The sequence below is a fragment of the Bradyrhizobium sp. genome, from assembly GCF_035309285.1.
Taxonomy (GTDB): domain Bacteria; phylum Pseudomonadota; class Alphaproteobacteria; order Rhizobiales; family Xanthobacteraceae; genus Bradyrhizobium.
In genome coordinates this window covers 1-20,884 of record NZ_DATGFH010000017.1, presented here as the reverse complement: position 1 = coordinate 20,884, position 20,884 = coordinate 1, and the positions used below count along the sequence as shown (strand labels likewise).

Annotated in this window: 21 protein-coding genes and 1 pseudogene; 6 read left to right on the top strand and 16 right to left on the bottom strand. The window is 63.1% G+C overall.

All coding sequences use genetic code 11. The annotated features are described in order from the left end of the window. Window positions 1-83 precede the first annotated feature (83 nt). Window positions 84-842, bottom strand: a complete 759-nt coding sequence (locus tag VKR55_RS05395; protein WP_324400488.1) for an outer membrane protein — start codon at window positions 840-842, stop codon at window positions 84-86. A 224-nt stretch (window positions 843-1,066) separates the two neighbouring features. Here VKR55_RS05395 and VKR55_RS05390 point away from each other — a divergent pair, with 224 nt between their 5' ends. Continuing rightward, complete coding sequence (locus tag VKR55_RS05390; RefSeq protein ID WP_324400486.1) at window positions 1,067-1,198, top strand: hypothetical protein; 132 nt, start codon at window positions 1,067-1,069, stop codon at window positions 1,196-1,198. 556 nt (window positions 1,199-1,754) lie between these two features. Here VKR55_RS05390 and VKR55_RS05385 read toward each other — a convergent pair. After that, complete coding sequence (locus tag VKR55_RS05385) at window positions 1,755-2,702, bottom strand: polyphosphate kinase 2 family protein (RefSeq protein WP_324400484.1); 948 nt, start codon at window positions 2,700-2,702, stop codon at window positions 1,755-1,757. Window positions 2,703-2,841: 139 nt separating this feature from the next. Continuing rightward, the gene (locus VKR55_RS05380; RefSeq protein ID WP_324400482.1) at window positions 2,842-3,552 is read right to left on the bottom strand and encodes an NUDIX hydrolase; all 711 of its coding nucleotides are present in this window, start codon (window positions 3,550-3,552) and stop codon (window positions 2,842-2,844) included. 228 nt (window positions 3,553-3,780) lie between these two features. On the opposite strand from VKR55_RS05380, the gene VKR55_RS05375 reads away from it, so the two are divergent. Continuing rightward, complete coding sequence (locus VKR55_RS05375; protein WP_324400478.1) at window positions 3,781-4,230, top strand: cupin domain-containing protein; 450 nt, start codon at window positions 3,781-3,783, stop codon at window positions 4,228-4,230. Between the two features lie 148 nt (window positions 4,231-4,378). Here VKR55_RS05375 and VKR55_RS05370 read toward each other — a convergent pair whose 3' ends face one another. Further along, window positions 4,379-4,939 (bottom strand): YbhB/YbcL family Raf kinase inhibitor-like protein, encoded by a 561-nt coding sequence (locus tag VKR55_RS05370; protein WP_324400476.1) that lies wholly within the window; start codon window positions 4,937-4,939, stop codon window positions 4,379-4,381. 331 nt (window positions 4,940-5,270) lie between these two features. Between VKR55_RS05370 and VKR55_RS05365 the strand changes: the two genes are divergently transcribed. From VKR55_RS05365 to VKR55_RS05355, 3 genes are read left to right on the top strand one after another with little or no spacing between them, the layout of a single operon-like run. Next, window positions 5,271-6,065 (top strand): ATP-binding cassette domain-containing protein, encoded by a 795-nt coding sequence (locus VKR55_RS05365; RefSeq protein ID WP_324400474.1) that lies wholly within the window; start codon window positions 5,271-5,273, stop codon window positions 6,063-6,065. Then, window positions 6,062-7,621, top strand: a complete 1,560-nt coding sequence (locus VKR55_RS05360) for an ABC transporter permease/substrate-binding protein (protein ID WP_324400471.1) — start codon at window positions 6,062-6,064, stop codon at window positions 7,619-7,621. Before VKR55_RS05365 ends, VKR55_RS05360 begins: the two co-directional genes overlap by 4 nt. A 12-nt stretch (window positions 7,622-7,633) precedes the next feature. Further along, a complete protein-coding gene (locus VKR55_RS05355; RefSeq protein WP_324400469.1) occupies window positions 7,634-8,599 on the top strand; it encodes a tripartite tricarboxylate transporter substrate binding protein in 966 nt (321 codons plus the stop codon). A 234-nt stretch (window positions 8,600-8,833) separates the two neighbouring features. Here VKR55_RS05355 and VKR55_RS05350 read toward each other — a convergent pair whose 3' ends face one another. The 11 genes and pseudogenes from VKR55_RS05350 to VKR55_RS05300 form a co-directional block, all read right to left on the bottom strand. Beyond that, window positions 8,834-9,796 carry an ABC transporter permease gene (locus VKR55_RS05350; protein ID WP_324400467.1) on the bottom strand — a complete coding sequence of 321 codons (963 nt, stop codon included), beginning with the start codon at window positions 9,794-9,796 and terminating at the stop codon, window positions 8,834-8,836. Beyond that, the gene (locus tag VKR55_RS05345; protein WP_324400465.1) at window positions 9,786-10,769 is read right to left on the bottom strand and encodes an ABC transporter ATP-binding protein; all 984 of its coding nucleotides are present in this window, start codon (window positions 10,767-10,769) and stop codon (window positions 9,786-9,788) included. Before VKR55_RS05345 ends, VKR55_RS05350 begins: the two co-directional genes overlap by 11 nt. Further along, window positions 10,766-11,950, bottom strand: a complete 1,185-nt coding sequence (locus VKR55_RS05340; protein ID WP_324400463.1) for a COG1470 family protein — start codon at window positions 11,948-11,950, stop codon at window positions 10,766-10,768. The genes VKR55_RS05345 and VKR55_RS05340 overlap by 4 nt, the downstream gene beginning before the upstream one ends. Window positions 11,951-12,306: 356 nt before the next feature. Beyond that, entirely contained in the window at window positions 12,307-12,702 is a 396-nt protein-coding gene (locus VKR55_RS05335) for a rhodanese-like domain-containing protein (RefSeq protein WP_324400461.1), read from the bottom strand. A 27-nt stretch (window positions 12,703-12,729) separates the two neighbouring features. Further along, window positions 12,730-13,122, bottom strand: a complete 393-nt coding sequence (locus tag VKR55_RS05330) for an ester cyclase (RefSeq protein ID WP_324400459.1) — start codon at window positions 13,120-13,122, stop codon at window positions 12,730-12,732. Window positions 13,123-13,243: 121 nt separating this feature from the next. After that, on the bottom strand, window positions 13,244-14,176 hold the full coding sequence (locus VKR55_RS05325) for an aspartyl/asparaginyl beta-hydroxylase domain-containing protein (RefSeq protein WP_324400457.1): 933 nt from the start codon (window positions 14,174-14,176) through the stop codon (window positions 13,244-13,246). Window positions 14,177-14,389: 213 nt separating this feature from the next. Beyond that, window positions 14,390-16,092: pseudogene (locus VKR55_RS05320) on the bottom strand (sulfatase-like hydrolase/transferase). A 446-nt stretch (window positions 16,093-16,538) separates the two neighbouring features. After that, window positions 16,539-16,913 carry a hypothetical protein gene (locus VKR55_RS05315; RefSeq protein ID WP_324400451.1) on the bottom strand — a complete coding sequence of 125 codons (375 nt, stop codon included), beginning with the start codon at window positions 16,911-16,913 and terminating at the stop codon, window positions 16,539-16,541. A gap of 85 nt (window positions 16,914-16,998) precedes the next feature. Continuing rightward, window positions 16,999-17,241, bottom strand: a complete 243-nt coding sequence (locus tag VKR55_RS05310) for a hypothetical protein (RefSeq protein ID WP_324400449.1) — start codon at window positions 17,239-17,241, stop codon at window positions 16,999-17,001. 62 nt (window positions 17,242-17,303) lie between these two features. Further along, the gene (locus tag VKR55_RS05305) at window positions 17,304-17,666 is read right to left on the bottom strand and encodes a lysozyme inhibitor LprI family protein (RefSeq protein ID WP_324400447.1); all 363 of its coding nucleotides are present in this window, start codon (window positions 17,664-17,666) and stop codon (window positions 17,304-17,306) included. Between the two features lie 5 nt (window positions 17,667-17,671). Beyond that, entirely contained in the window at window positions 17,672-18,526 is an 855-nt protein-coding gene (locus VKR55_RS05300; protein WP_324400445.1) for an SDR family oxidoreductase, read from the bottom strand. A 134-nt stretch (window positions 18,527-18,660) separates the two neighbouring features. Here VKR55_RS05300 and VKR55_RS05295 point away from each other — a divergent pair, with 134 nt between their 5' ends. Next, window positions 18,661-19,701 carry an adenylate/guanylate cyclase domain-containing protein gene (locus tag VKR55_RS05295; protein ID WP_324400443.1) on the top strand — a complete coding sequence of 347 codons (1,041 nt, stop codon included), beginning with the start codon at window positions 18,661-18,663 and terminating at the stop codon, window positions 19,699-19,701. Window positions 19,702-20,132: 431 nt separating this feature from the next. Here VKR55_RS05295 and ilvC read toward each other — a convergent pair. Continuing rightward, window positions 20,133-20,884 (bottom strand): ketol-acid reductoisomerase (gene ilvC / locus VKR55_RS05290; RefSeq protein WP_324400441.1); only part of this gene is annotated, 752 nt, incomplete at its 5' end.

Here is a 20,884-nt window from a genome sequence, read left to right as displayed (position 1 = left end):
CAGGGTCCCGCCTCCAGGGAAGCCCAAAAAAAGAAAGCCCCGCGCGAAGCGGGGCTTTCCGTTTGTCTTGAGATGAGATCGTCTCAGTAGCGCGCGACGACCGGACCGCCGAAGCGATAGTTGACGCGCACCGTGACGAGATCGACGTCCTGCTTGATGCTGTCGTTGCGGGTGTTGATGCCGGCCACCGGGAACACGCTGGTGAAAGCGTAATTGTTGGTGCCCATGAACATGTGGTCGTATTCGACTCCGGCCGTCCAGTTCGGCGCGAAGCCGTATTCGAGACCGGCGCCGACGGTGCCGCCCCAGCGGGTGTCTGTGACACGGTCGAACACGGTGCCGGTCCCGGTCAGAAGTCCTTCATAGCGGTTGTCGGTGACCGCGGCGCCGCCCTTCACATAGGCGAGCACGTTGTTCCAGGCATAACCGACCTGGCCCGTGAACAGGCCGAAGGCGTCGATGCGGGTGCGGTCGGTGACTGCGGGTGACACCAGGCTCACATTGGAGCCGGAGAAGTCCGCCCAGTTGCCCTGCGCTTCGAGGCCGAACACCCAGTTGCTCGCCTGCCAGCGGTAGCCGAGCTGGCCACCCACCGTACCGCCCGAGGCGTCATGGCAGCCTTCGGAAACCGGCAGCACCGGCACGCCCAGGGTCGCGGTGCGCGTCCAGCAATTATGGCTCGAGCCCCAGCCGCCGTTGATGCCGGCGTAGAAGCCGCTCCAGTTGTACGCGGCCGCGACGATCGGCGGCGGCGCCTTGTAATAGCGCGGTGCGAGATCGGCGGCCGAGGCGGCGGCGGTGCCAAGCACCAGGATCGAGGTTGCAAGAACCAACGTCTTCATGACGACTACTCCCCAAGTTTGAAAAACGAAATCCCGTGCGCGCAACATTGCCAGCGACAACGCTCCAATCCGTTAAATTGATGTGGCGCAAACATCACAGCGAGCGGAATAGTAAGATGCATCAGCAGGCGCCGTTATGGTTAAGGCGCAGTGCATGAGCGCACGCGCGATTGCGTGGAACCGAAGCGCCTCATTCCCGTTCTCACGAAAAAGGGGGAAGGAACATGCGCAAAGCGCTGGAAGAACTGGATCCGGAGCAGCGCGCGGCGCTGCTTTATCTCGCCGACCTCGGGACGGCGGTCTTCGGCTCCGCCCTTATCGTCAGCCTGATCAGGTTCGTTGTTGACCTTGCGTAAACCATACGGGCTTGGCCAGCATTTACCGGCTGCTTGAGCACCGCCGCAAAAGCGTCGTCAGTGCCGCGGCAAATGCGTCGCGGCAAACTGAATGGGCCCCGGTGCACATCGGCATCGCGGGGCCCGGACGATCAGTCCTTGCTGAAGGATTCTGGTACACACCAGTCAGATGTCAAGAACCGCAAAGCGTTTGGCCTTCACGCCGAGGTCCTTGCGGATATGTTCGAATTGTCGGCGGCACTTGCGGGGGTGAGCAGCTGCCCTCACCTCAACTCGCACCGTGACCCTGCTCCAAGAGCAAGGTCGACCACGTAAGCCGGTGGCGTCATGCTCCTCTCCTAGAGTGGCCCGACGGACTTTCGTCCGCCTCGCTGTCTGCTGTTCGACGACATCATCGGACGGCACTTCCTGCAAACGGTGAGCTTAAAAGCTTCGCGGCTCACAGGTACAGCACCTGCGAATGCTGCGGCAGACGCACGCCGCTGTCAAGGTTTCAGCGCGCGGGTTCCATCGCAACTTTGCGGATTACGGGGATAGGGCTGACGTTCCTCTAACTTTAACTTTTGGGTTTCGCAGGAGTCCCGGCCAACTTCTTCCGCTTGCCTTCGTTCTCCAGCGCTTCGCGCACCTTCGCGAACTCCTCTTGCGAGGCCTTGTCGACGCGCGGGAACCGCAGGTTCAACGAGTCGAGCGCGGTGACGATGCTCGAGCCGATCACCACGCGCGCGAACCATTTGTGATCGGACGGCACCACGATCCAGGGCGCGTGCGGGCTCGACGTGTGCCGGATCATGTCCTGATAGGCCGCCTGGTACCGCGGCCACAGCGCACGTTCCGAGACGTCGGCCATCGAGAACTTCCAGTTCTTCGAGGGTTGCTCGAGCCTGTCGAGAAAGCGTTCGCGCTGCTCGGCTCTCGAGACATTGAGGAAGAATTTCAGGATCACGATGCCCTGACGCGCGAGATAATGCTCGATCGCAGCAATGTCCTGGTAGCGTTCGCGCCAGATGCTTTTGGTCACGAGCTTTGCGGGGATTTTCTGCTTCGTCAGCTGCTCGCGATGCACGCGCACGACCAGGCATTCCTCGTAGTAGGAGCGGTTGAAGATACCGATGCGCCCGCGCTCCGGCAGTGCGACCATGGCCCGCCACATGAAGTCGTGGTCGAGCTCCTTGTTCGATGGCTGCTTGAAGGACGTGACCTCGCAGCCCTGCGGATTAACTCCTTCGAACACGCTCTTGATCGCGGAGTCCTTGCCGGCCGCATCCATGCCCTGGAAGATCAGAAGCAGCGACCAGCGGTCCTGCGCATAGAGCTTTTCCTGGAAATCGGACAGTCGTTTGCGGTTGGCTTCGATGATCGTCTCGCCCTCGCTCTTGTCGAGCCCGCCCCTCTCGCCGGTCTTGTGGGAGATGAGACGAAACTTGCGCGAGCCGTCGACGCGGAACGGCGCGACGAAAGGATCAAGCTCGGTGGCGAGCGACTTCAAAGCCTTCTTGCTCATAAATTGACTCTCCTCCGTCATTGCGAGCGAAGCGAAGCAATCCAGAGTTTCACCGCGGAGATACTGTGGATTTGCTTCGTCGCGGAGCTTGTCATCGGGCCGCGCTTCGCGCGGACCCGTTGGCTCCTCGCAATGACGATCATTGCCTTGCTCCAAATTCCCTTTCCAGAAACGCGATGACAAACTGCGGCATGCGGGGACTGAGATCGCCCGTGCCACGTACCACATGGATGCCCGCAAGCTCGGGATGCGCCTGGCGCGCAAGATTGGCCTCGATGCGCGCTTTCAGCGTCACCGCCGGCATGTCGACCGACAGGATTCGAATGATCGCGACCGCCGCGCCGACCGCGACGCAATCCCAATGCGCGCCTGGATGATAATCCGCCGGCGTCAGCCCGGTTTCCTCCTCGATCTCGCGCGTGATGCTTCCGGCGATATCCAGCGCGCCATCGACGATGTCGGCGGGATCGGGCGTTCCCGCCGGAAAATAGATGCGGCCGGCATTGACGGTCTCTCCGGCCATCTCGCCGAGCAGGAAGGCGCCGTCGGCGGAGCGGAGCGCGCCCATGCCAAAGCCGTTGAAGACCTCGCGGTCGGGAAAGCCCCAATCGCGCCAGGCGAGGAAGCTTGCGAAGTCGGTCTCGAAATAGCTCGACCTGAGCCGCCCGCCGGAAAAATCCGCGTTGCGCCCAAGCAGCACGCGGCCGTTCCAGATGCCCGGCTTCTCGCGCTGGCTGTCGGCAAAATGCGCATCGATCTCGGCGCGGCGCATTTGCGCGAACGGCCACACCCGGGATTCAACCTTCAGGTCAAGCGCCGTAATGCGGTGAATGACCGCGCTATTTGGCATTCAACCTCATCACCATTTCTCCGCTTGCCTGGCGCGCAACATAATGCAGCGCGGAAGGCTTGAGAAGGCGACTTTGATGGGTGGTTTCGCGTTGCCCCAAAACGCTGAGCCTGGATCTTTATTCCACGAGCTGGCGCGATCTTTTTTTACGCGACAAATATGGCCTTCGCGCTATTCGCGGCCTAGCATTGCCTCACCAAGAAACCACCGAATAGGGAGGGCCTCGCCATGAATCGCATCGCCACGACGCTGTCCATCGCTGCCGCGTTTGCCGCGGGCTGCGCCGTCACGCATTTCATGCGGCCGGCACTGGCAGCCGACGTCATCACCGCGCAAGTCATCCATACCGGCGAGCTCGAAGGCGACGCGCTCGCACCTGCCAACGCTTCGGGCTTCCGCAACAAGCTGTTCGTTTCGGCCGACGGTGCAACGATCTCGATCCAGGACGGCAACACGCCCAAGCATCTGCATAACAATGCCAACGAGATCCAGTACATCCTCGAAGGTTCAGGCACGATCTGGCTCGGCGACAAGGAAGTGCCGGTGAAGCCCGGCGATCTCGTCATCATTCCCAAGGGCACGCCGCACGGCGGCACCAAGGTCGCCGGCCGCACCATCAAGGCGATCGCGATCAAGACGCCGCCACAGGCGCCCGACGACATCAAGCTGTTGAATTGAGCGCGAAGCGGTCATTCCGGGGGCGCCCGAAGACTCGTAGGGTGGGCAAAGGCGCACTTGCGCCGTGCCCACCATCCATCGAGCGAGGACCTGCAAATGGTGGGCGCTCTTCGTTTTGCCCACCCTACGCCGCGATCCGGTGCATCGCTTACGAATGCGAGAACGTGCCGATGATGCCGGTTGCGCCCTTGGGATGGCCGTCGAGCGCCTTGATCACTTCGTCACGCGTCATGCCTTGCTTCAGCGCCTTCGGATCGAGATCGGTCGCGATCCAGGTGAAGATGTAGTGATGCGGCGCGCCCGGCGGCGTGCACGGCCCGGTATAGACGGACAGTTTCGCCGTGCCGATGCCGCCGATGAACTTGTCGCTCGGTCTGGAGAGCTCGCCCTCGGCAAAGGAAGTCACGGAAGCCGGAATCCCGTAGGCCACAAGGTGGCTGACGCCGCCGGGCGGCCGGCCTTCGGGGTCGAACATCAGAAGCGCAAAGCTCCTGGTGCCTTCGGGCGGATTGAGAAGCGTGAATTGCGGCGAGACACTCTCGCCGACGCAGTTCGGGTTGGACTTGTTGTTCCCGGCGGCCTTTTGCGGCAACCGCTCGCCGTCCTTGAAGGTTGACGAGGTCACCGCAAAGCCGCCCGCGGCAAAGGCCTCATGCGTACCGAACAGTGCGGCCAGCGCTGCCGCCAGGATCCATCCACGTCTTGACATGACAACTCCCTTTTTTATTTGGCTGTGTTTCATCCCCGCGCGGTCGGGGAGCTGGGCGCTCCCCGATCGCGCGTATCCCCTTCAACACCGCTTCCTTCAAAACAGTTCATATCTCGCGGTGGGGCTTATGAAATTCCTTATCGAGCCGGATCTCGCACGACCGCCGTCGGCGTCCCCTGATCCAAGCGCGTCGTCCCGATTTCGCCAGATGGTTGAGTGGCTTGCGCCGGCAAGTTCAAAGCGATCACTTGCGATAGCGGTGAAACTGCGCCTTACTTCACCCTGCACAGGAGGGTGAAGTCACCGCTTGTGTTTGAGAGCTGACAACACCATGCCCACCCAGCCGCTGATCGCTTACGCCGACGTCAGCAAGAGTTTTGCCGACCATAATGGCGGCCGCGTGGTTGCGGTCGATGGCGTGTCGCTCACGGTTGCCAAAGGCGAGCTGCTCGCCATTGTCGGCAGTTCCGGCTCTGGCAAGACCACGCTGTTGCGGCTCACAAACCGGCTGACCGACGCGGACGGCGGCAGCATTGCGGTCGAGGGCGAGGACGTGCACGCGCTCGATCCGGTCGCGCTGCGCCGCCGCATCGGCTACGTCTTCCAGAGCGGCGCGCTGTTTCCGCATCTCACCATTGCCGCCAATATCGGCATCACGCCGAAACTCCTAGGCTGGCCGGCGGCGGAGATTTCGGCGCGGGTCGACGAGCTGATCGAGCTGGTGCGACTCGATCCAAGCCATCGCGACCGGCTGCCGGGCGAGCTTTCCGGAGGACAGCGCCAGCGCGTGGGCGTGGCTCGCGCACTCGCCGCGCGGCCGCGGATCGTGCTGATGGACGAGCCGTTCGGCGCACTCGATCCCCTGACCCGCGACGCGCTCCGCGACGATTTTCGCGCGCTGCACGACAGCCTGGCGTTGACCACGGTCCTGATTACCCATGACATGACCGAGGCCTTGCTGCTCGCCGACCGCATCGCGGTGATGCGCAACGGAAAGCTGCTCGCGCTGGGTACGCCGGCGGAGCTTTCGAAAGACGGCGACGCCTATGTGGCCGAGCTCTTGCGCACGCCGCGGCGCGAGGCGGAACGGCTCAATGCGCTGCTGCCGCGGGGTGGCGCAACATGAGCTTTTTCACCGATGCGCGCTGGGGCGAGGCGCTGGCGCATCTGTCCGATTATCTCGGCAACCACGTGCGCGTCAGCATCACCGCGCTCGCGCTCGGGCTCGTGGTCTCGCTGCCGCTCGCAATTGTCGCACGCAACCGGCCGCTTGCCCGCAGCGTGCTGCTCGGCATCGCCAGCGTGGTGCAGACCGTCCCGGGGCTCGCCCTGCTCGCGCTGTTCTACCCGCTCTTGCTCGCGCTGGCATCGATCACTTTTCGCTGGTTCGGCTTCGGCTTCTCCGCCTTCGGCTTCCTGCCCGCGGTGCTGGCGCTCGCGCTCTATTCGATGTTGCCGGTGCTGCGCAATACCATCACCGGCCTGAACGGCGTCGATGCGGAGCTCACGGAAGCCGCCAAGGGCGTCGGCATGACGGAACGGCAATCGCTGTTCTCGGTGGAGCTGCCGCTGGCGCTGCCGGTAATCATGGCAGGCATCCGCACCTCAGCGGTCTGGGTGATCGGCACCGCGACGCTGTCGACGCCGATCGGGCAGACCAGTCTCGGCAATTACATCTTTGCCGGATTGCAGACACAAAACTGGGTGTTCGTGCTGTTCGGCTGTATCGCCGCCGCGGTGCTGGCGCTAGCGGTCGACCAATTGCTGGCGCTGATCGAGAACGGCTTGCGCCACCGCAGTCAAATACGGACTGCGCTTGGCGGCCTCGGCATCGCCGCGTTGATCGCCGCGACGCTGGTGCCGAATCTCGCACGCTCGTCCTCGACCTATGTGATCGGCGCCAAGACCTTTGCCGAGCAATATGTTTTGTCGGCGCTGATCGCCCAACGCCTGCACGCGGCGGGATTTTCGGCAAGCTCGCGCCAAGGTCTCGGCTCCAACGTGATTTTCGAAGCGCTCGCGGCCAATGACGTCGACGTCTATGTCGACTATTCCGGCACGCTCTGGGTCAACCAGTTTCACCGCACCGACATGCTGCCGCGCGAAAAGCTGCTCGGCGAATTGAAGACCATTCTGGCGAAGCAGAACATCACCCTGCTCGGCGAGCTCGGCTTTGAGAACGCCTACGCGCTGATCATGCCGAAGGCGCGTGCGGACGCGCTCGGCATTCATTCGATCACGGATCTCGCCTCGCATGCCGCGACGCTGTCGATCGCAGGCGACTATGAGTTCTTCTCACGCTCGGAATGGGCGGCGCTGAAGCAGGCTTATGGCCTGTCGTTCCGCACCCAGCGCACCATGCAGCCGGACTTCATGTATGCGGCGGTCGCTTCCGGCGAGGTCGACGTGATCGCGGGCTATACCAGCGACGGGCTGATCGCCAAATATAACCTCGCGGTGCTGGACGACCCCAAGCACGCGATTCCACCCTATGACGCGATCGTGCTGCTGTCGCCGAAGCGTGCGGGCGATCAGGCGCTGCAGGCGGCGCTGAAACCGCTGCTCGGCAGAGTTGACATCGCCGACATGCGTGAGGCCAATTTGCGCGCCAGCAGCAATGGCGCGGCCTCCTCCCCGGACGCGGTCGCGCGCTGGCTCTGGGACAGGATCAAAAAGCGTTGAGGAGTTGAGGTTTTGATTGATCGCAAATGGCTCGCTCTGGCGCTTGCGGCGCTCTGTCTGCTCGCAAGCCCGGCGCTGGCCAAATATCCGGACAAGCCGGTGCGCATCGTGGTCCCCTTCGGCCCCGGCGGCGTCGCCGACATCACCGCGCGCATCGTCGCCGAAAAGCTCAGCAACAGGCTTGGCCAGCGCTTCTATGTCGAGAACCAGCCCGGCGCCGGCGGCATCGTCGCCGCGCGCTCGGTGATCGCCTCAAGCCCTGACGGCGCAACGCTCGCGCTGCTCTCGAACGGCACCGCGGTCAGCGTCTCCCTGTTCAGGAAGCTGCCTTTCGATCCGTTGAAGGATTTTGTGCCGATCTCGAGTCTTGGCACTTTCGACTTCATCTTCGCGACGTCAGCCGCGACGCCGTTCAAGACGCTGTCGGACTTCGTCGCCGCGGCCAAGGCCAACCCCGGCACGCTCAATGTCGGCACCATCAATGTCGGCAGCACGCAAAACCTCTCGGCCGAGCTGTTCAAGACCGCGGCCGGCATCGATTTCACCATCATCCCCCATCGCAGCACGCCGGACATCCAGGTCGCGCTCCTGCAGGGCGATGTCGGCCTGATGATCGACAGCTATTCGTCGATGAAAGGCAACATCACGGCCGGCAAGCTGCGAGCGCTCGCCTCCTCCGGCGCGCATCGCTCGCAGGTCACGCCCGGGCTTGCGACCGTTGCCGAGAGCGGCATTGCCGGTTACGACGTCGTGTCCTGGAACGCGCTGTTCGCGCCAAAGGGAACGCCGCCGGAGGTCATCACGACGCTGAACAACGCCTTGCGCGACATCCTTGCCGACGGCGATGTAAAAAAACGGATGCTCGCGCTCGGCATCGAGGCCAAGGCGAGCACGCCTGCCGAAATATCCGACCGGCTCAAGACCGACATCGCGAAATGGGGCAAGGTGATCGAGAAGGCGGGGATCGCGAAGCAATGAGGCGCAAGCCGTCGGGTGGGTCAGCCCAACGGGTCCGCGCAAAAGCGCGGCCCGATGACGGGCTCCGGCGTAACCCACCACCTTTCGTCAACGCGTACAGAGAAGTGGTGGGTTACGCTCCGCTAGACTAACCCACCCTACGACTACATCCTCTCCCAAAAACACCTGAGCCGGTGCGGGGGCACACCGGCTCAGGGTCGCGAGGGCTCGGCAGGCGTGGAGGATTGTCCGCTGTCAGGCCCTTACCTCCTGGCGCTGGAAGATCACATAGCCGATCACGAACAGCACGATGGTGCCCGCAATCAGGCTGACCGTCTGCGGCCAGGCGATCATCAGACTTTCACCAAAGGGAAGCGGTGCGCCCATCAGAGCGCCGCGCAACTGCTCGAGGAACACCGCGCCGAGCGTCCGCGTCTGCGGCGACAGGATCGCCTGCATCGCTTCCGCGAACAGGTCGTTGGGCGAGATGCGCATGAGGAATTGCGCCCACAGGCCGGTGTCCGGCGTCTCCAGCCCGAGCGCAGTGTAGCGCGGATCGGGCGGCGCGATCACTTGCGCCATCGCCGGCGCCAGCATCGGCCACAGCACGGTGAGGAACAGCCAGATGCCGAGCGCAACCAGCGCCGCGGTGGCCGGCGAGCGGAACACGATCGAGAGCAGCATCGCGAGCGCAAGCCATACGCCGGCATAGAAGATCGCGATTACCAGGAACGCGAGCGAACGCGCGATCTCCTCACCTCCCGGCGGCACACCGAGGAAGATCAGGCCAAGCCCGATCACGAGCAGCCACAGCGCGGTGAGACTGACGCCGAGCGTCACGAGGCCGGCGAGGAATTTCCCCATCAAGAGCGCGTCGCGATAGATCGGCTGCGCCAGGATGCGCGACAGCGTACGCCGGTTATGCTCGCTGTTGATGGCATCGAAGCCGAGCCCGATCGCCATCAGCGGCACGAGAAAGCCGAGCATGGCGACGAACGACGGCAAGGGATCACGCGCCAGCGTGAACAGCCGGAGCAGCAGGAATGGATCTTCCGCCGTGGTCTGGCGCAGATTGTCGATCGCGCCATAGAGCGCCGCGAGCGCCGTGAGCACAACCAGGAGCTCCAGCACCAGCATGCGGACGCTCGAGATGTTGTCGGACAGCTCCTTGACGAACACCGTGCCGAGACCCTGGAACGCAGAACCCTCACGCCGCATCACGCACCCCCGCTTCCGTGGTCTGGAACGTGCGAGCGTAGATCTCCTCCAGGCTCGGCTCGTCGACCGACAGCCGCCGCAGCGATCCGCCCACGGCAACGACGGCGCTCGCCGCATCGGGCCGCACGTCGCGCTCGGCGGTCATGCGGTAGCGATCGGCAGACAGTGTCTCGACCTTGGTCACTCCGGGAATGGTCGAGAGCTTTCGCGCAATGCCGCTACCCCCGGCCTCGACCTCGACGACGAAGCCCGCGCCGAGTACCTGCACCGCAAGCTCGGCGACCGAACCCATCATCGCGATGCGGCCGGACTTGAACAGCGCGACGCGGTCGCAGACGCGCTGTACTTGGTCGAGCAGATGCGAGGACAGGAGCACCGTGGTGCCGCCGCGCTTGAGCTCCGCGATCAGCTCGAGGAACTCGATCGTCGCCTGCGGATCGAGCCCGGAGGTCGGCTCGTCCAGGATCGCGATCTCGGCGCGCTTGACGATGATCTCGGCAAGTCCCAGCCGCTGGCGCATGCCGCGCGAGAAGGTTGCAACGCGCTTGTGCGCCACGTCCGTGAGCCGCACGCGCATCAACGCTTCGGCGATGCGTTCGGTCCGCTCCTTCAGCGACAAGCCCATCAGCTTGGCGGTGTAGGCGAGATTTTCCACCGCGGTGAGGTTGTCGTAGAAGCCGACGGAATCCGGCAGGTAGCCGACGCGCCGCTTCACCTGCAGCGGCGCGCGGGCCGGATTGTAGCCGAGCACGCTGACCTGGCCCGATGATATCTCGGTCAGGCCGAGCATCATCAGGATGGTCGTGGTCTTGCCCGCGCCGTTGGGGCCAAGCAGGCCGAACACCTCGCCCTTCTTGATGGCGAAGGAGATGGCATCGACGGCGCTGGCCTCGCCGTAGCGCTTGGTCAGCCCCTGTGCCGCGATGACGGCATCGGGCGGCGGGGTGGGATTGTCGTTGCGCTTTTCGCTCATCGCCGTCCGAACCTCGCCACTGCACCGAGCATCAGGAGGAGCGCGACGCCGATCACGCCGGCGCCGGCCATGCCCCACACCGTGGAGGTCGCGACCGTGATGCGGAACTGGCTGGAGGCGCTTTCGCCACGCGAATTGGCGTTGACGGAGACCATGTAGTCGCCGGCGAGCGACTTGTCGCTCGGCGTGATCAGGGCCTGCACCTCGGTGTCCTTGCCGGGCACCAGGCGATCGATCGTGGCGGGCTCGAAAGAGATCTTCCATCCCGTGGGGGACGAGGCATGAAGGCTGATGTTGTCGGCCGGCGCGGTGCCGCTGTTGGTGACGACGATCGGAACCGAGGTCTGCTTGGCGGCAAGGGCCCGCGCGCTCAACAGGCCGTCACGGCCGGCGACCTGAAGCTGCGGTTGGCCGACCACATCGAGCGCGAGCTCGGTGTGGGCGGACGCATCCTCCGCATTCACGGTCACCTTGACCGGGAAGTGCCCGGCGTCGATCGTGCTCGGCGGACGCACCTTCAGCTTGATATCCTTGGACTGGCCGGCCGGAATCGGGATCGAGGACAGCTCCTGCGTGCCATAGGCCTCGGTGAAGGAGGTCTCGAAATTATTGGGCGCCTCGGCCGTGAAGCTCGTGGTCAGGTCGCGGCCGGAATCGTTCTTGATCGTGAGCGTGTATTCGAAATTCGATTTCGGACTGCCGCGCAGCTCGGGCAGCTTCGTGGTCAATGCCAGCTTGGCCGGCAGCTCCTTCGCCAGCGACACCGAAAGCGGCAGGCTCGCCTGGTTATTGCCCTGCCCTTCCGCCTTCACCATCAGCGTCTGCGCTTTGAGATCGGCGGTCTTGGGCACGTCGAGGCGAAGCTGCAGCGACACGCTGGAATCGGGTCCGGGCATCGCCGCGGCGACAGGCTGTCCGCCGCCCAGAATGGTGGCGGTCCAGCCGCTCGGCACGCCGGTGACCGAAAGCTTGTAGTCCTCCGGCGCGAGCCCGTAGTTCTGCAACCGCAGCGGAATATTCGTGGTGCCGCCGGGTTTTACGGTGACCGCCGGATAGTCGGTCATCAGGTAGAGGCCCTTGATGTCGCGCGGAGGATCGGCAGCCTGGGCCTGCGTGATTTGGGCCGCGGAAAGGATCAATGAAAGGGCAAATGAAAGACGCGCGACGTCGAGCGCTCGCATGGGCTGACACTCCTGCAGGGTGACACAGATCAGGATGCTGCGCGGCCTTGTCATCAACCGTGGCAGCGGTGCGCCGAATGATGGAAGCAATCGTGACGAAGTGCGGGCGAGCCGATTACAAATGTGTAATCTCGGGTCAGACTTTAGGCGTCAGACTTTAGATGCGGCGCAATATGAAAATTTCGCGAGGTGGTTTGTAGGGTGGGTCAGCCAACGGGTCGCGCGAACGCGCGCCCGATGACAGGCTCTACGTAACCCACCTCTTTTGTCGCACCGAAAACAGCGGGTTACGCTTCCGCCGTCGTTCTTCCAGCTTCGGCGGACAAGTCGCTAGCCCACCCCTACGCTCCTTGCCCTCACATCCCCGGCTCGATCGGACGATCGATGGCACCGCCACTCTCGGCCCAATCCTTGAACGCGCCGACATTGTAGACGTGCTGATAGCCCATGTCCTTCAGCACCTTGGCGGCAAGTGCAGACCTTCCACCGGAAGCGCAATACAGAATGACTTCCTTGTCTTTCGAAAAGTTCTTGTCGTGGTACGGCGATTCAGGATCGGCGCGGAATTCCAGCATGCCGCGAGACACATGCACGGCGCCGGCGATCTTGCCGCTCTTCTCGACCTCCGGCGCATCGCGCACGTCCACGACCAGCGCGTTGCCCTTGCCGATCAACTCGCGCGCCTGTGCCGGCGTGATCTTCGGCACGGCCGCATTGGCTGCTTCGAGCATCTGCTTGACGCTTACTGCCATCTGATCCTCCGTGGTTTTGTCCAACCGTCACAAGGCCAGCTGAACCTCGATGGCGGACTTATCTATGACCGACCATACCTGCACAATCTTTTCTTCTCGAAATTCATAGAAGACGTTCTCGGTGAAGGAGACGCGCCTGCCCTTCACTTCGAGGCCGAGAAAACGCCCCCTTGGCGAGCAGTCAAAGGCGAGTCTGCTCGCCACATGGGTCCCGTCGCAAATCAAGAGCTCGACATTGAAACGAAGATCCGGAATGTCGTCGAAGTCCTGCTCCAGCATCTTGCGATAACCTGACAAGCCGAGTGGCCGGCCGTTGTGGAGCACATCGTCATCGACGAAGCGTGCAAGCTGCGGCCAATCCTGCCGATTGAGGCAGGAGATGTAGCTTCGGTAGATTTCGGCCAGGTCGGTTCTGGTCACGGCCGTTCTCTGCTTCGTAGGACGGGCAAAAGCGCATCTGCGCCATGCCCACCAGCAAATGCTGAGACAGAAACGGCGGATGCGCTAACGCCTTGCCAACCCTGCGTTCGCGCCAAAAATCTCACGCGAACGCGGTCGCCAGGAAAGCGGCGACGATGCCACCGATCAACAGATACTTCACGAGATAATACACACGCTTGTTCCACGCCTTCATGCGCTTGCCGAGGAGGCGGACGTGATAGACGTAGCCGAAGATGCGGCTGATCCAGCCGACGCGCTCGCCCTCCTCGTTCTGGGTCGCGCTCTCGTTGATGATGTTCCTGGAGACCCAGCGGTTGACCGCGGTCATCGCACCGGTCTTCAGCGGCCGCTCGACGTCGCAGAACAGGATGATGCGGTCGTCGCCGGTGGTGTTCTCGGCATAGTGCAGATAGGTCTCGTCGAACAACAGATCCTCGCCGTCGCGCCAGGAGTAGGCGTTGCCGTCGATGAAGATGCGGCATTCGCCCGGCGATGTCGGCGTCACCAGGCCGAGGTGGTAGCGCAGCGATCCGGCATAGGGATCGCGGTGCTGCACCAGCCTGCCGCCCGGCGGCAGGTTCGCAAACATCGCGCCCTTGACGTTCGGAATCGAATTCAGGAGCTCGACGGTCTTCGGGCAATTGGCGAGTGCCGACGGCAGCGGCGCGCCGTACCATTTCAGGTAGAAACGCTTCCAGCCGGTGCGGAAAAAGGAATTGAAGCCCCAGTCGTTGTACTTGTCGGCGGCCTTGATCGCCCCTTGCGCGAAAAGATGCTGCGCCTCCTCGCGGATCACTTGCCAATTGTCGCGCAGCACCGCCAATTCGGGAACCATGCCAACCTGCAGGATCGGACGGTTCGGTACCGCCGAGAACATGTACATCAGCACGTTGTAGGGCGCCATGATGGTGGAGTGATCGGAGACCTGCCGCCAGAATCCAAGCCGCACCTTGCCGCGGAAATGCACCGCGAGCGCGGAAGCGATGAAAGCCCACAGGACCAGAAACTGCGGCGCAAACAGACGCATCACCATGGCGAGAAACCCGGAAAAGAAAATGGTAGGCGGCGTTTTAGCAGGTTTGCACAACCCCGCTCAAGGCACGGTTTTGCCGTCCGGAACCGGTTCATCGGCCGCTTCTTGGCCGGCCGCAGCAGAGCTTGCGCAGCAAGCGCCTCGAAGGATGCAGGCCGATTGGGGCCTCATGGTTCTCCCGGCGATGCGAAGCATCGTCCGGAGACGGCGCCGTTAGAGCCCGTGAATGACGCCGGCGGCGAGCAAAAGCCGGTTGAACCGGCGCGCTTCCGCTCCGCTGTGGCAGGCGTAGAAGACGCCGCCACAGCGGAGCATGATCCTTTTCTGCTCGGCAAAGGACGGGTCAAGCGGGATGCCGGCCGCTTCCTGGATCACCAGCGGCAAGTACGCGGCGTCGATCGTGTCCATCACGGCCGGCGACTTGACCGGCTCGAAATTGATCGCATCGATGGCATAGTACGTTGCGAAATAGCGCGGGTCGTAGCTCTCGAGCTTCTTGCCGATGCCGGCCTCGTCCAGCGCCGGATCGAGCAGATGCGGCGAGAACTCCGGCTGGTGATCGCCGTAGCGCACGATCAGAAACGGCTCGCCGGCGAATTTCTTCTTGAGGCCTGCGATAAAGCCGGTGTAGTCGGAGGCGCTCATCGCCTGCCGCCGCAGATATTCATCGACCACCGCGCCGTTGCCGGGCGCGCGCCAGGTCGGCGTCAGCTCGGGATGAAATGTCGTCGTCCAGGGGAAGTGATTGGCCGCGAGGTAGACGAAAGCGAACAATGGCTTTCCCGGCGCCTCTTCGCTCATCAAGCGCAGCGCAGAATCGTAGAAGAAGCTGTCGGGCTCGATGTCCTTGGCGCCGAGATCACGCGCGTCATAGAAGTGCTCGATGCCGGTCGTGGTCTGGAAGCCGCGCGCGCTCATGAATGCTCCGAAAGCGGGATAGAGCGAGAGCGTCTCGTAGCCGCAGCGGCGGAGCACGAGCGGCAGCCCGCGGTCGACATGGCCCGACGCCAGCCGCGTCACGAAATAGGAGAAGCGGCCGAACGAGCGCGAAGAGAGACCGACGAGCACGTTGTACTCGGTGTACCAGCTCGGACCGCCGTTGCTTTCGGCGATGAATTTCCGCTCCTTGCCGTCCCAGGACAGGAAATGGCTGCCATAGCCGGACGGAACCTTCACGCTACTGGCCGCGCGGATATCGAAGCTCGATTCATCATGGATCAGGATGATGTTGGGACGACGACCCGCCGGGTGGCAGGAATCGACCAGCGGAAAATTGAGCCGCGTATTCGCCGTCGCGTCGGCTTCGAGGAAGCCGTACTGCAGAAGATCGTACACGGCGGTGACGCCGGAGCGCGCGAATTTGGAGAGATAGCCGTCGTCATAATAGCTGCGCCAGTCCTCATCCGGATACGCCAGCGCGTAGCCCGTGAGGGCGGCCAGACAGAACAGCGCGCAGGCGAGCGCCGGCAGGCGGCGGACGCGGAAGGGATCAAGCCACCACAGCGCGTACATCAGCGGTACAGTGACCAGGAGACCTCCGATCAACGGCCAGCGCAGCTCGGGGAAGATCGTGAACAGGAAGCTCACGGTGTCGCGGTCGATCACCATGAGGTCGACGAAGTTCGCGGTCATCTGCGCCACGTCGTGCTTGAAGCGCGACAGCAGCACCAGCACCACGACCATGGTCAGCGTCAGCGCGCCCGAGAGCGCGGGCCGCCGCAGCAGCGCAAGCCAGACGAAATTCAGGATGCCCCAGGACAGTACGAAGCAGAGTCGCGAGCCGAAGTCGGTCTCGGTCTGGATCATCAGGGCGAGTGCGGCGAGCTGGGGCGCGGCGACTGCGAGCGCGCCGAAAATCCGCCGAGCCGCGAGACGGCAACTGCGGTGGGAGGACCGGGATTTGGCGTGGACGTCATCCTTAAGGACGCCTGAACACTGGCCGGCCCTGCCCTACCCCCTCGCCTGGCGGCTGCCAGGAGGCCTATGCCGCCGCCGGTGTCAGCGACACGTCACAAAACTGTAGTGAAAACGTCATGGACGGGCAACGCAACCGCGGATGCGACCTTCGCTTAAGGTTGCTTTTTCACCTTACTGCGCTGCGGACGAGGGATCGCTGGGTGGGTTACGCTCCGTTAACCCACCCTGCGGTGTGTCACCGAGCGCGGAAAATGGCCGTCGATCGTCACGCGCGACACCGCGAACGGTCGCGGCAAGCTAGACTAAAATCCTCGGTGCGTCTTATGTAGTTGAGCGCGTGGCAACTTCCATCCGATCGCACATCGAGGAGCAACGTGAAGATATTTGCCTTGGTGCTGGCTGCCGTCTATCTCGCTTCGGGACAAATCTCGGCCGCAGATGAATTTCAAAAGGTAAAGTGCGGCTCCGACATTCCCAAAGCCATGATCGGCCAGCGTTCTTCAAACGAGCGGATCGTCGTCACCGAGAAGAAATATAGTGCGCTAGGCCTGAAGCATCTCGGCGCTGACGAGATTTCCGACAACCTGTCTTCGATCAACTGGCGCGTATGCGGTGTGGAATTCATCGCGCTGGTCGACCGGAGGGGGCGCGTCGGCGACGTGCTGCCGTTTCCGCCGCATTCGAAGCGATCGCCCGCGTTCTCGGGCACCTGCCGGGTCAAGGACAAGGATTCGCCCGATATCATCTTCGCCATACTGGACGGTACGAAGGCCACCGACCCCTTGCCGGCTCTTATGGCTGGAAGATCGATCAGAGCCACGCGAAGTTCATCAAGATCTCGAACGAGGATCGCCTCTGCCCGCGAAGCGGCATCTACACCGTGGACGGGGCCTTTGAGCGAGACCCTACTCGTCGACCAGATGAAACTTCCGCCCCAACTGGCGATGCACGGTGATGACGGCGCGGTCGACGTCGCTGATCAGGCTGTCGCCGAGCACCACCTGCGGGATTTCCCAGTTGCGGCCGCCTTGCACATGCGGCAGCGGCGCGAGCGCGACCACGCGCGCGGTTTCGCAGCCGGGCTGATCGCGCAGCGCCGCGTTGGCGATCTCGGTCAGCTCTGACCGGCTCTTGCCGACGGTCGACATCGAAGCCCTCATGATGCGGCAATGCGGCGGCGGCGTGGCCGGCGCCGCGCGGGCTGGAGACGTTACTGCTGGCCCAGCTTTTCCAATTCGCGGGCGCGGGCTTCCGTCATGCTGCGCATGCATTCGCCGGCGTCGACGCGGGCGATCGTCCCCTCGCCCATGCTGTAGTAGAGGCAATTGGCGTCGCGATACTGGATCCAGAGCCGCTGCTCGGCGCGCAACTGATCATGTTGCTGAGGAGAGGCATCCTTCATCGCCTGCTGATAGGCAATGGTCATGCGCTTGTCCCATCGCGCGGTCTTCGCCGCGAGGCAGTCGACCATCTCCGGCGTCGAGCCATCACAATTCTCGCCGGGATCGCCGGCCTCGCCCCCATGCGCCGCGGGCGCGAGAAGCGCTGCGGCGACGACGAGGCGCTTCATCATGCGCGTCACGCCTGCGGCATCAGGCCGACGCGCCTGGCAATGATCTTGTCCACCATGCGCTTGGGCAGCACCGACGTCATCAGATGCCGCATCGGATCCGGCGCAATCTGGTAGCGCACCTTGGGCTTCGGCACGGTCAGCGCGTCGTGGACCACCCCGGCGATCGTCTCGGGCGGCAGGCCGATGGAATCGAGATGCTGCATGTAGGCCGTCACCTTCTGCAGCGCCGGCAAGTACGGCGAGTTCCTGTATTTGTCGATGTCAAAGGAGCCCTGGCCCTTGCTCCAGATCGGCGTCTTCACCGGTCCGGGCGCGACGATGACGACATCGATGCCGAACAGCATCATCTCGCGGCGCAGGCTTTCCGACAGGCCCTCGATCGCGTGCTTGGAGGCGGAATAGGCCGGCGTCAGCGGATTGCCGTTCTTGCCCGCGACGGAGGAGATCATCACGATCCGCCCCTTCGGTCCCTTGAGCTGCCGATCAGAACCGAGCAGCGGCCCGAACGCCTGGGTCGCGATGATCGGCCCGATCACATTGACGTCCATCTGCCGGCGGAATTCGTCGGCCGCAAGCTCCAGCACCGGCCCGGGCACGGCGATGCCGGCATTGTTGACAAGACCGGTCAGCGTCTCGCCATTGAGCGCAGCGCGCACCTCGCGGGAGGCGGCCAGCACTGCGGCCTCGTCGGTGATGTCGAACAGGAGCGGGGTGAAATTGGCGCCGAACTCGCCCCTGAGGCGCTCGGCATCCGCCTGCTTGCGGACGCTGCCGAACACGCGAAAACCCTTGTCCAGCAAGAATTTGGCCGTAGCCCAGCCGATGCCGGTGGAAGCGCCTGTGATGACAACTGATTTCATGGTCGAACCTGTTCAGAGAAGGCGTTGCGGCAACATGTAGGGAAAACAGGTCAAAGCGCAACGCGCCAGTCCACTGCGAGCGGGGCGCTGGAAAGCCTCCCGCTGGGCGGCTATTGCATAGGACGGGAGGAAACATGCGGCGATACCTGACGCCTGTCATCGTCCTGACCCTGCTCGGCTTCGTATTCGGCGTTCTGTATCGTCACTTTGTCGATGCGGCGGACGAACAAACGCTCGGCTACTATCTCCGTAGCTGCATCCACGGCGCAGCCCTGGCGCTCTCGGCCTGGGCCGTTCAGCTCTATTTCACCTCCCGACGCAGCGCGTGGGTGAGGCGATGGCCGCTTGCGGTCGAACTGATCATTCGTTCGGTGGCCATGGCCGTCGTCATCGCGGCGGTTGCCATCACCCTGGAGGTCATCCTCTACGGCTACGGCCGCGGCCTCGGCGGCGAGGTCGAGCTGTACTGGCTCATTGACGGTTTGCCCAAGATCATCGCGGTCTCCTTCGTCCTTTCCATTATCATCGGGATCGCCTACGAGCTGACACGGCTGATCGGCATCCGCCTTCTGTTCGACGTCTTCCTGGGACGCTACCGCAGGCCGATCCGCGAAGAGCGCGTGCTGTTGTTCCTTGATCTCGCGGGCTCGACCACGCTCGCCGAGCGGATGGGGGAGTTGCGGGTCCAGGATCTCCTCACCCGCTTCTTCTACGACATCGATCAAGCCATTGTCGCCCATGGCGGCGAGGTGCATGCCTATGTCGGCGACGAGGTCATCGTGACCTGGCCGGTCACAGCCAAGCCGCAGCGCGCTTATGTCGACTGCTTCTTTGCGATCCAGGACCGCATCGCCGCGCTTGCCGGGCAATACAGCAAAGAGTTCGGCCTGGTGCCGGAGTTTCGGGCCGGAATTCACGCCGGCCCGGTGGTGATCAGCGAATGCGGGGATTCGCGCCGGCAGATCGCCTATTTCGGCGACACGGTGAATGTGGCCGCGCGGTTGCAGGCGCATTGCAAGGAAGCCGGCCGGCCCCTGCTTGTCTCGGGCGAGCTCTTCCGCCTGTTGCCCAAGGGCAACGATCTCGTGGTCGATCCCCTCGGGCCGACGCGGTTGCGCGGGCGCGCGGCGCCGATCGAGATCTTTGCGCTGGCACGACCGGCGCATCACGCATGAGGCGCAACGACACGCAGCAGGCTCGCAAGAGCGCACTTTAAATCTCAATCCTTGTTGGGATGAAGTGCCGCACGAGCTTCGCGTGCGGTCCGCACACTCCGAGATCGCAGATGAAGTGTCGCGGTTTAGAATCTGAAATGCCGTGGCTTTTCCCGTCTGAGATTTCAGGCGAAGCGCTTCAGATCAAGAAAGTGGTTGAGCTCTCATTTCTTCGTTCCGGTTGCAAAGCCGGAAGTGGTGAAGAATATGATTGAACGAGCAATGCTTGTGTCGAACCAAGAAAAAGCGAGACCGCGTTGGTTGCGATCTCGCTTTTGTATAGCGGCCAAGCCTTAAGAATTTGTGCCGCAGCTGCGAAGCGAATCTGAAGCAAGTACCGCGGACTTTGTTTCTCCTCTCCCCGCTGGGGAGAGGTGGAAGGAGCCCCGTGGTCAGTTCTTGCTCTTGTCCACCAGCGCGCCCTTCTTGATCCACGGCATCATGTCGCGGAGCTTTTCGCCGACCTGCTCGATCGGGTGCGCGGCGAGCTTGGCACGGGTCGCCTTGAACGAGGTCTGGTTGACCTTGTTCTCCAACATCCAGTCGCGGGCGAAACGGCCGGACTGGATGTCGGCCAGCACCTTGCGCATCTCCTTTTTGGTCTCGTCGGTGATGATGCGCGGGCCGGTGACGTATTCGCCGTATTCGGCGGTGTTGGAGATCGAATAGTTCATGTTGGCGATGCCGCCTTCATAGATCAGGTCGACGATCAGCTTCACCTCGTGCAGGCATTCGAAATAGGCCATCTCGGGCGCGTAACCTGCCTCCACCAGTGTCTCGTAACCGCCCTTGATCAGTTCGACCAGGCCACCACACAGCACCACCTGCTCGCCGAACAAGTCGGTCTCGCACTCTTCCTTGAACGAAGTTTCGATGATGCCGGCGCGGCCGCCGCCGATCGCCGAGGCGTAGCTTAAGCCCAGATCATGGGCGTTGCCCGAGACGTCCTTGGCGATCGCGATCAGGCATGGCACCCCGCCGCCGCGCTGATATTCCGAACGCACGGTATGACCGGGGCCCTTGGGGGCGATCATCAGCACGTCGAGGTCGGGCCGCGGATCGAGCAGGTTGAAATGCACATTGAGGCCGTGGGCGAAAACGAGCGCAGCGCCCTTTTTCATGTTGTCATGCAAGTGCTCGCGGT

Bases quoted from the DNA above. Each gene is read 5' to 3' on its own strand.
- VKR55_RS05395 (WP_324400488.1), bottom strand. From the start codon at position 842: ATGAAGACGTTGGTTCTTGCAACCTCGATCCTGGTGCTTGGCACCGCC.
- VKR55_RS05390 (WP_324400486.1), top strand. From the start codon at position 1,067: ATGCGCAAAGCGCTGGAAGAACTGGATCCGGAGCAGCGCGCGGCGCTG.
- VKR55_RS05385 (WP_324400484.1), bottom strand. From the start codon at position 2,702: ATGAGCAAGAAGGCTTTGAAGTCGCTCGCCACCGAGCTTGATCCTTTC.
- VKR55_RS05380 (WP_324400482.1), bottom strand. From the start codon at position 3,552: ATGCCAAATAGCGCGGTCATTCACCGCATTACGGCGCTTGACCTGAAG.
- VKR55_RS05375 (WP_324400478.1), top strand. From the start codon at position 3,781: ATGAATCGCATCGCCACGACGCTGTCCATCGCTGCCGCGTTTGCCGCG.
- VKR55_RS05370 (WP_324400476.1), bottom strand. From the start codon at position 4,939: ATGTCAAGACGTGGATGGATCCTGGCGGCAGCGCTGGCCGCACTGTTC.
- VKR55_RS05365 (WP_324400474.1), top strand. From the start codon at position 5,271: ATGCCCACCCAGCCGCTGATCGCTTACGCCGACGTCAGCAAGAGTTTT.
- VKR55_RS05360 (WP_324400471.1), top strand. From the start codon at position 6,062: ATGAGCTTTTTCACCGATGCGCGCTGGGGCGAGGCGCTGGCGCATCTG.
- VKR55_RS05350 (WP_324400467.1), bottom strand. From the start codon at position 9,796: ATGCGGCGTGAGGGTTCTGCGTTCCAGGGTCTCGGCACGGTGTTCGTC.
- VKR55_RS05345 (WP_324400465.1), bottom strand. From the start codon at position 10,769: ATGAGCGAAAAGCGCAACGACAATCCCACCCCGCCGCCCGATGCCGTC.
- VKR55_RS05340 (WP_324400463.1), bottom strand. From the start codon at position 11,950: ATGCGAGCGCTCGACGTCGCGCGTCTTTCATTTGCCCTTTCATTGATC.
- VKR55_RS05335 (WP_324400461.1), bottom strand. From the start codon at position 12,702: ATGGCAGTAAGCGTCAAGCAGATGCTCGAAGCAGCCAATGCGGCCGTG.
- VKR55_RS05325 (WP_324400457.1), bottom strand. From the start codon at position 14,176: ATGGTGATGCGTCTGTTTGCGCCGCAGTTTCTGGTCCTGTGGGCTTTC.
- VKR55_RS05310 (WP_324400449.1), bottom strand. From the start codon at position 17,241: ATGTCGACCGTCGGCAAGAGCCGGTCAGAGCTGACCGAGATCGCCAAC.
- VKR55_RS05305 (WP_324400447.1), bottom strand. From the start codon at position 17,666: ATGATGAAGCGCCTCGTCGTCGCCGCAGCGCTTCTCGCGCCCGCGGCG.
- VKR55_RS05300 (WP_324400445.1), bottom strand. From the start codon at position 18,526: ATGAAATCAGTTGTCATCACAGGCGCTTCCACCGGCATCGGCTGGGCT.
- VKR55_RS05295 (WP_324400443.1), top strand. From the start codon at position 18,661: ATGCGGCGATACCTGACGCCTGTCATCGTCCTGACCCTGCTCGGCTTC.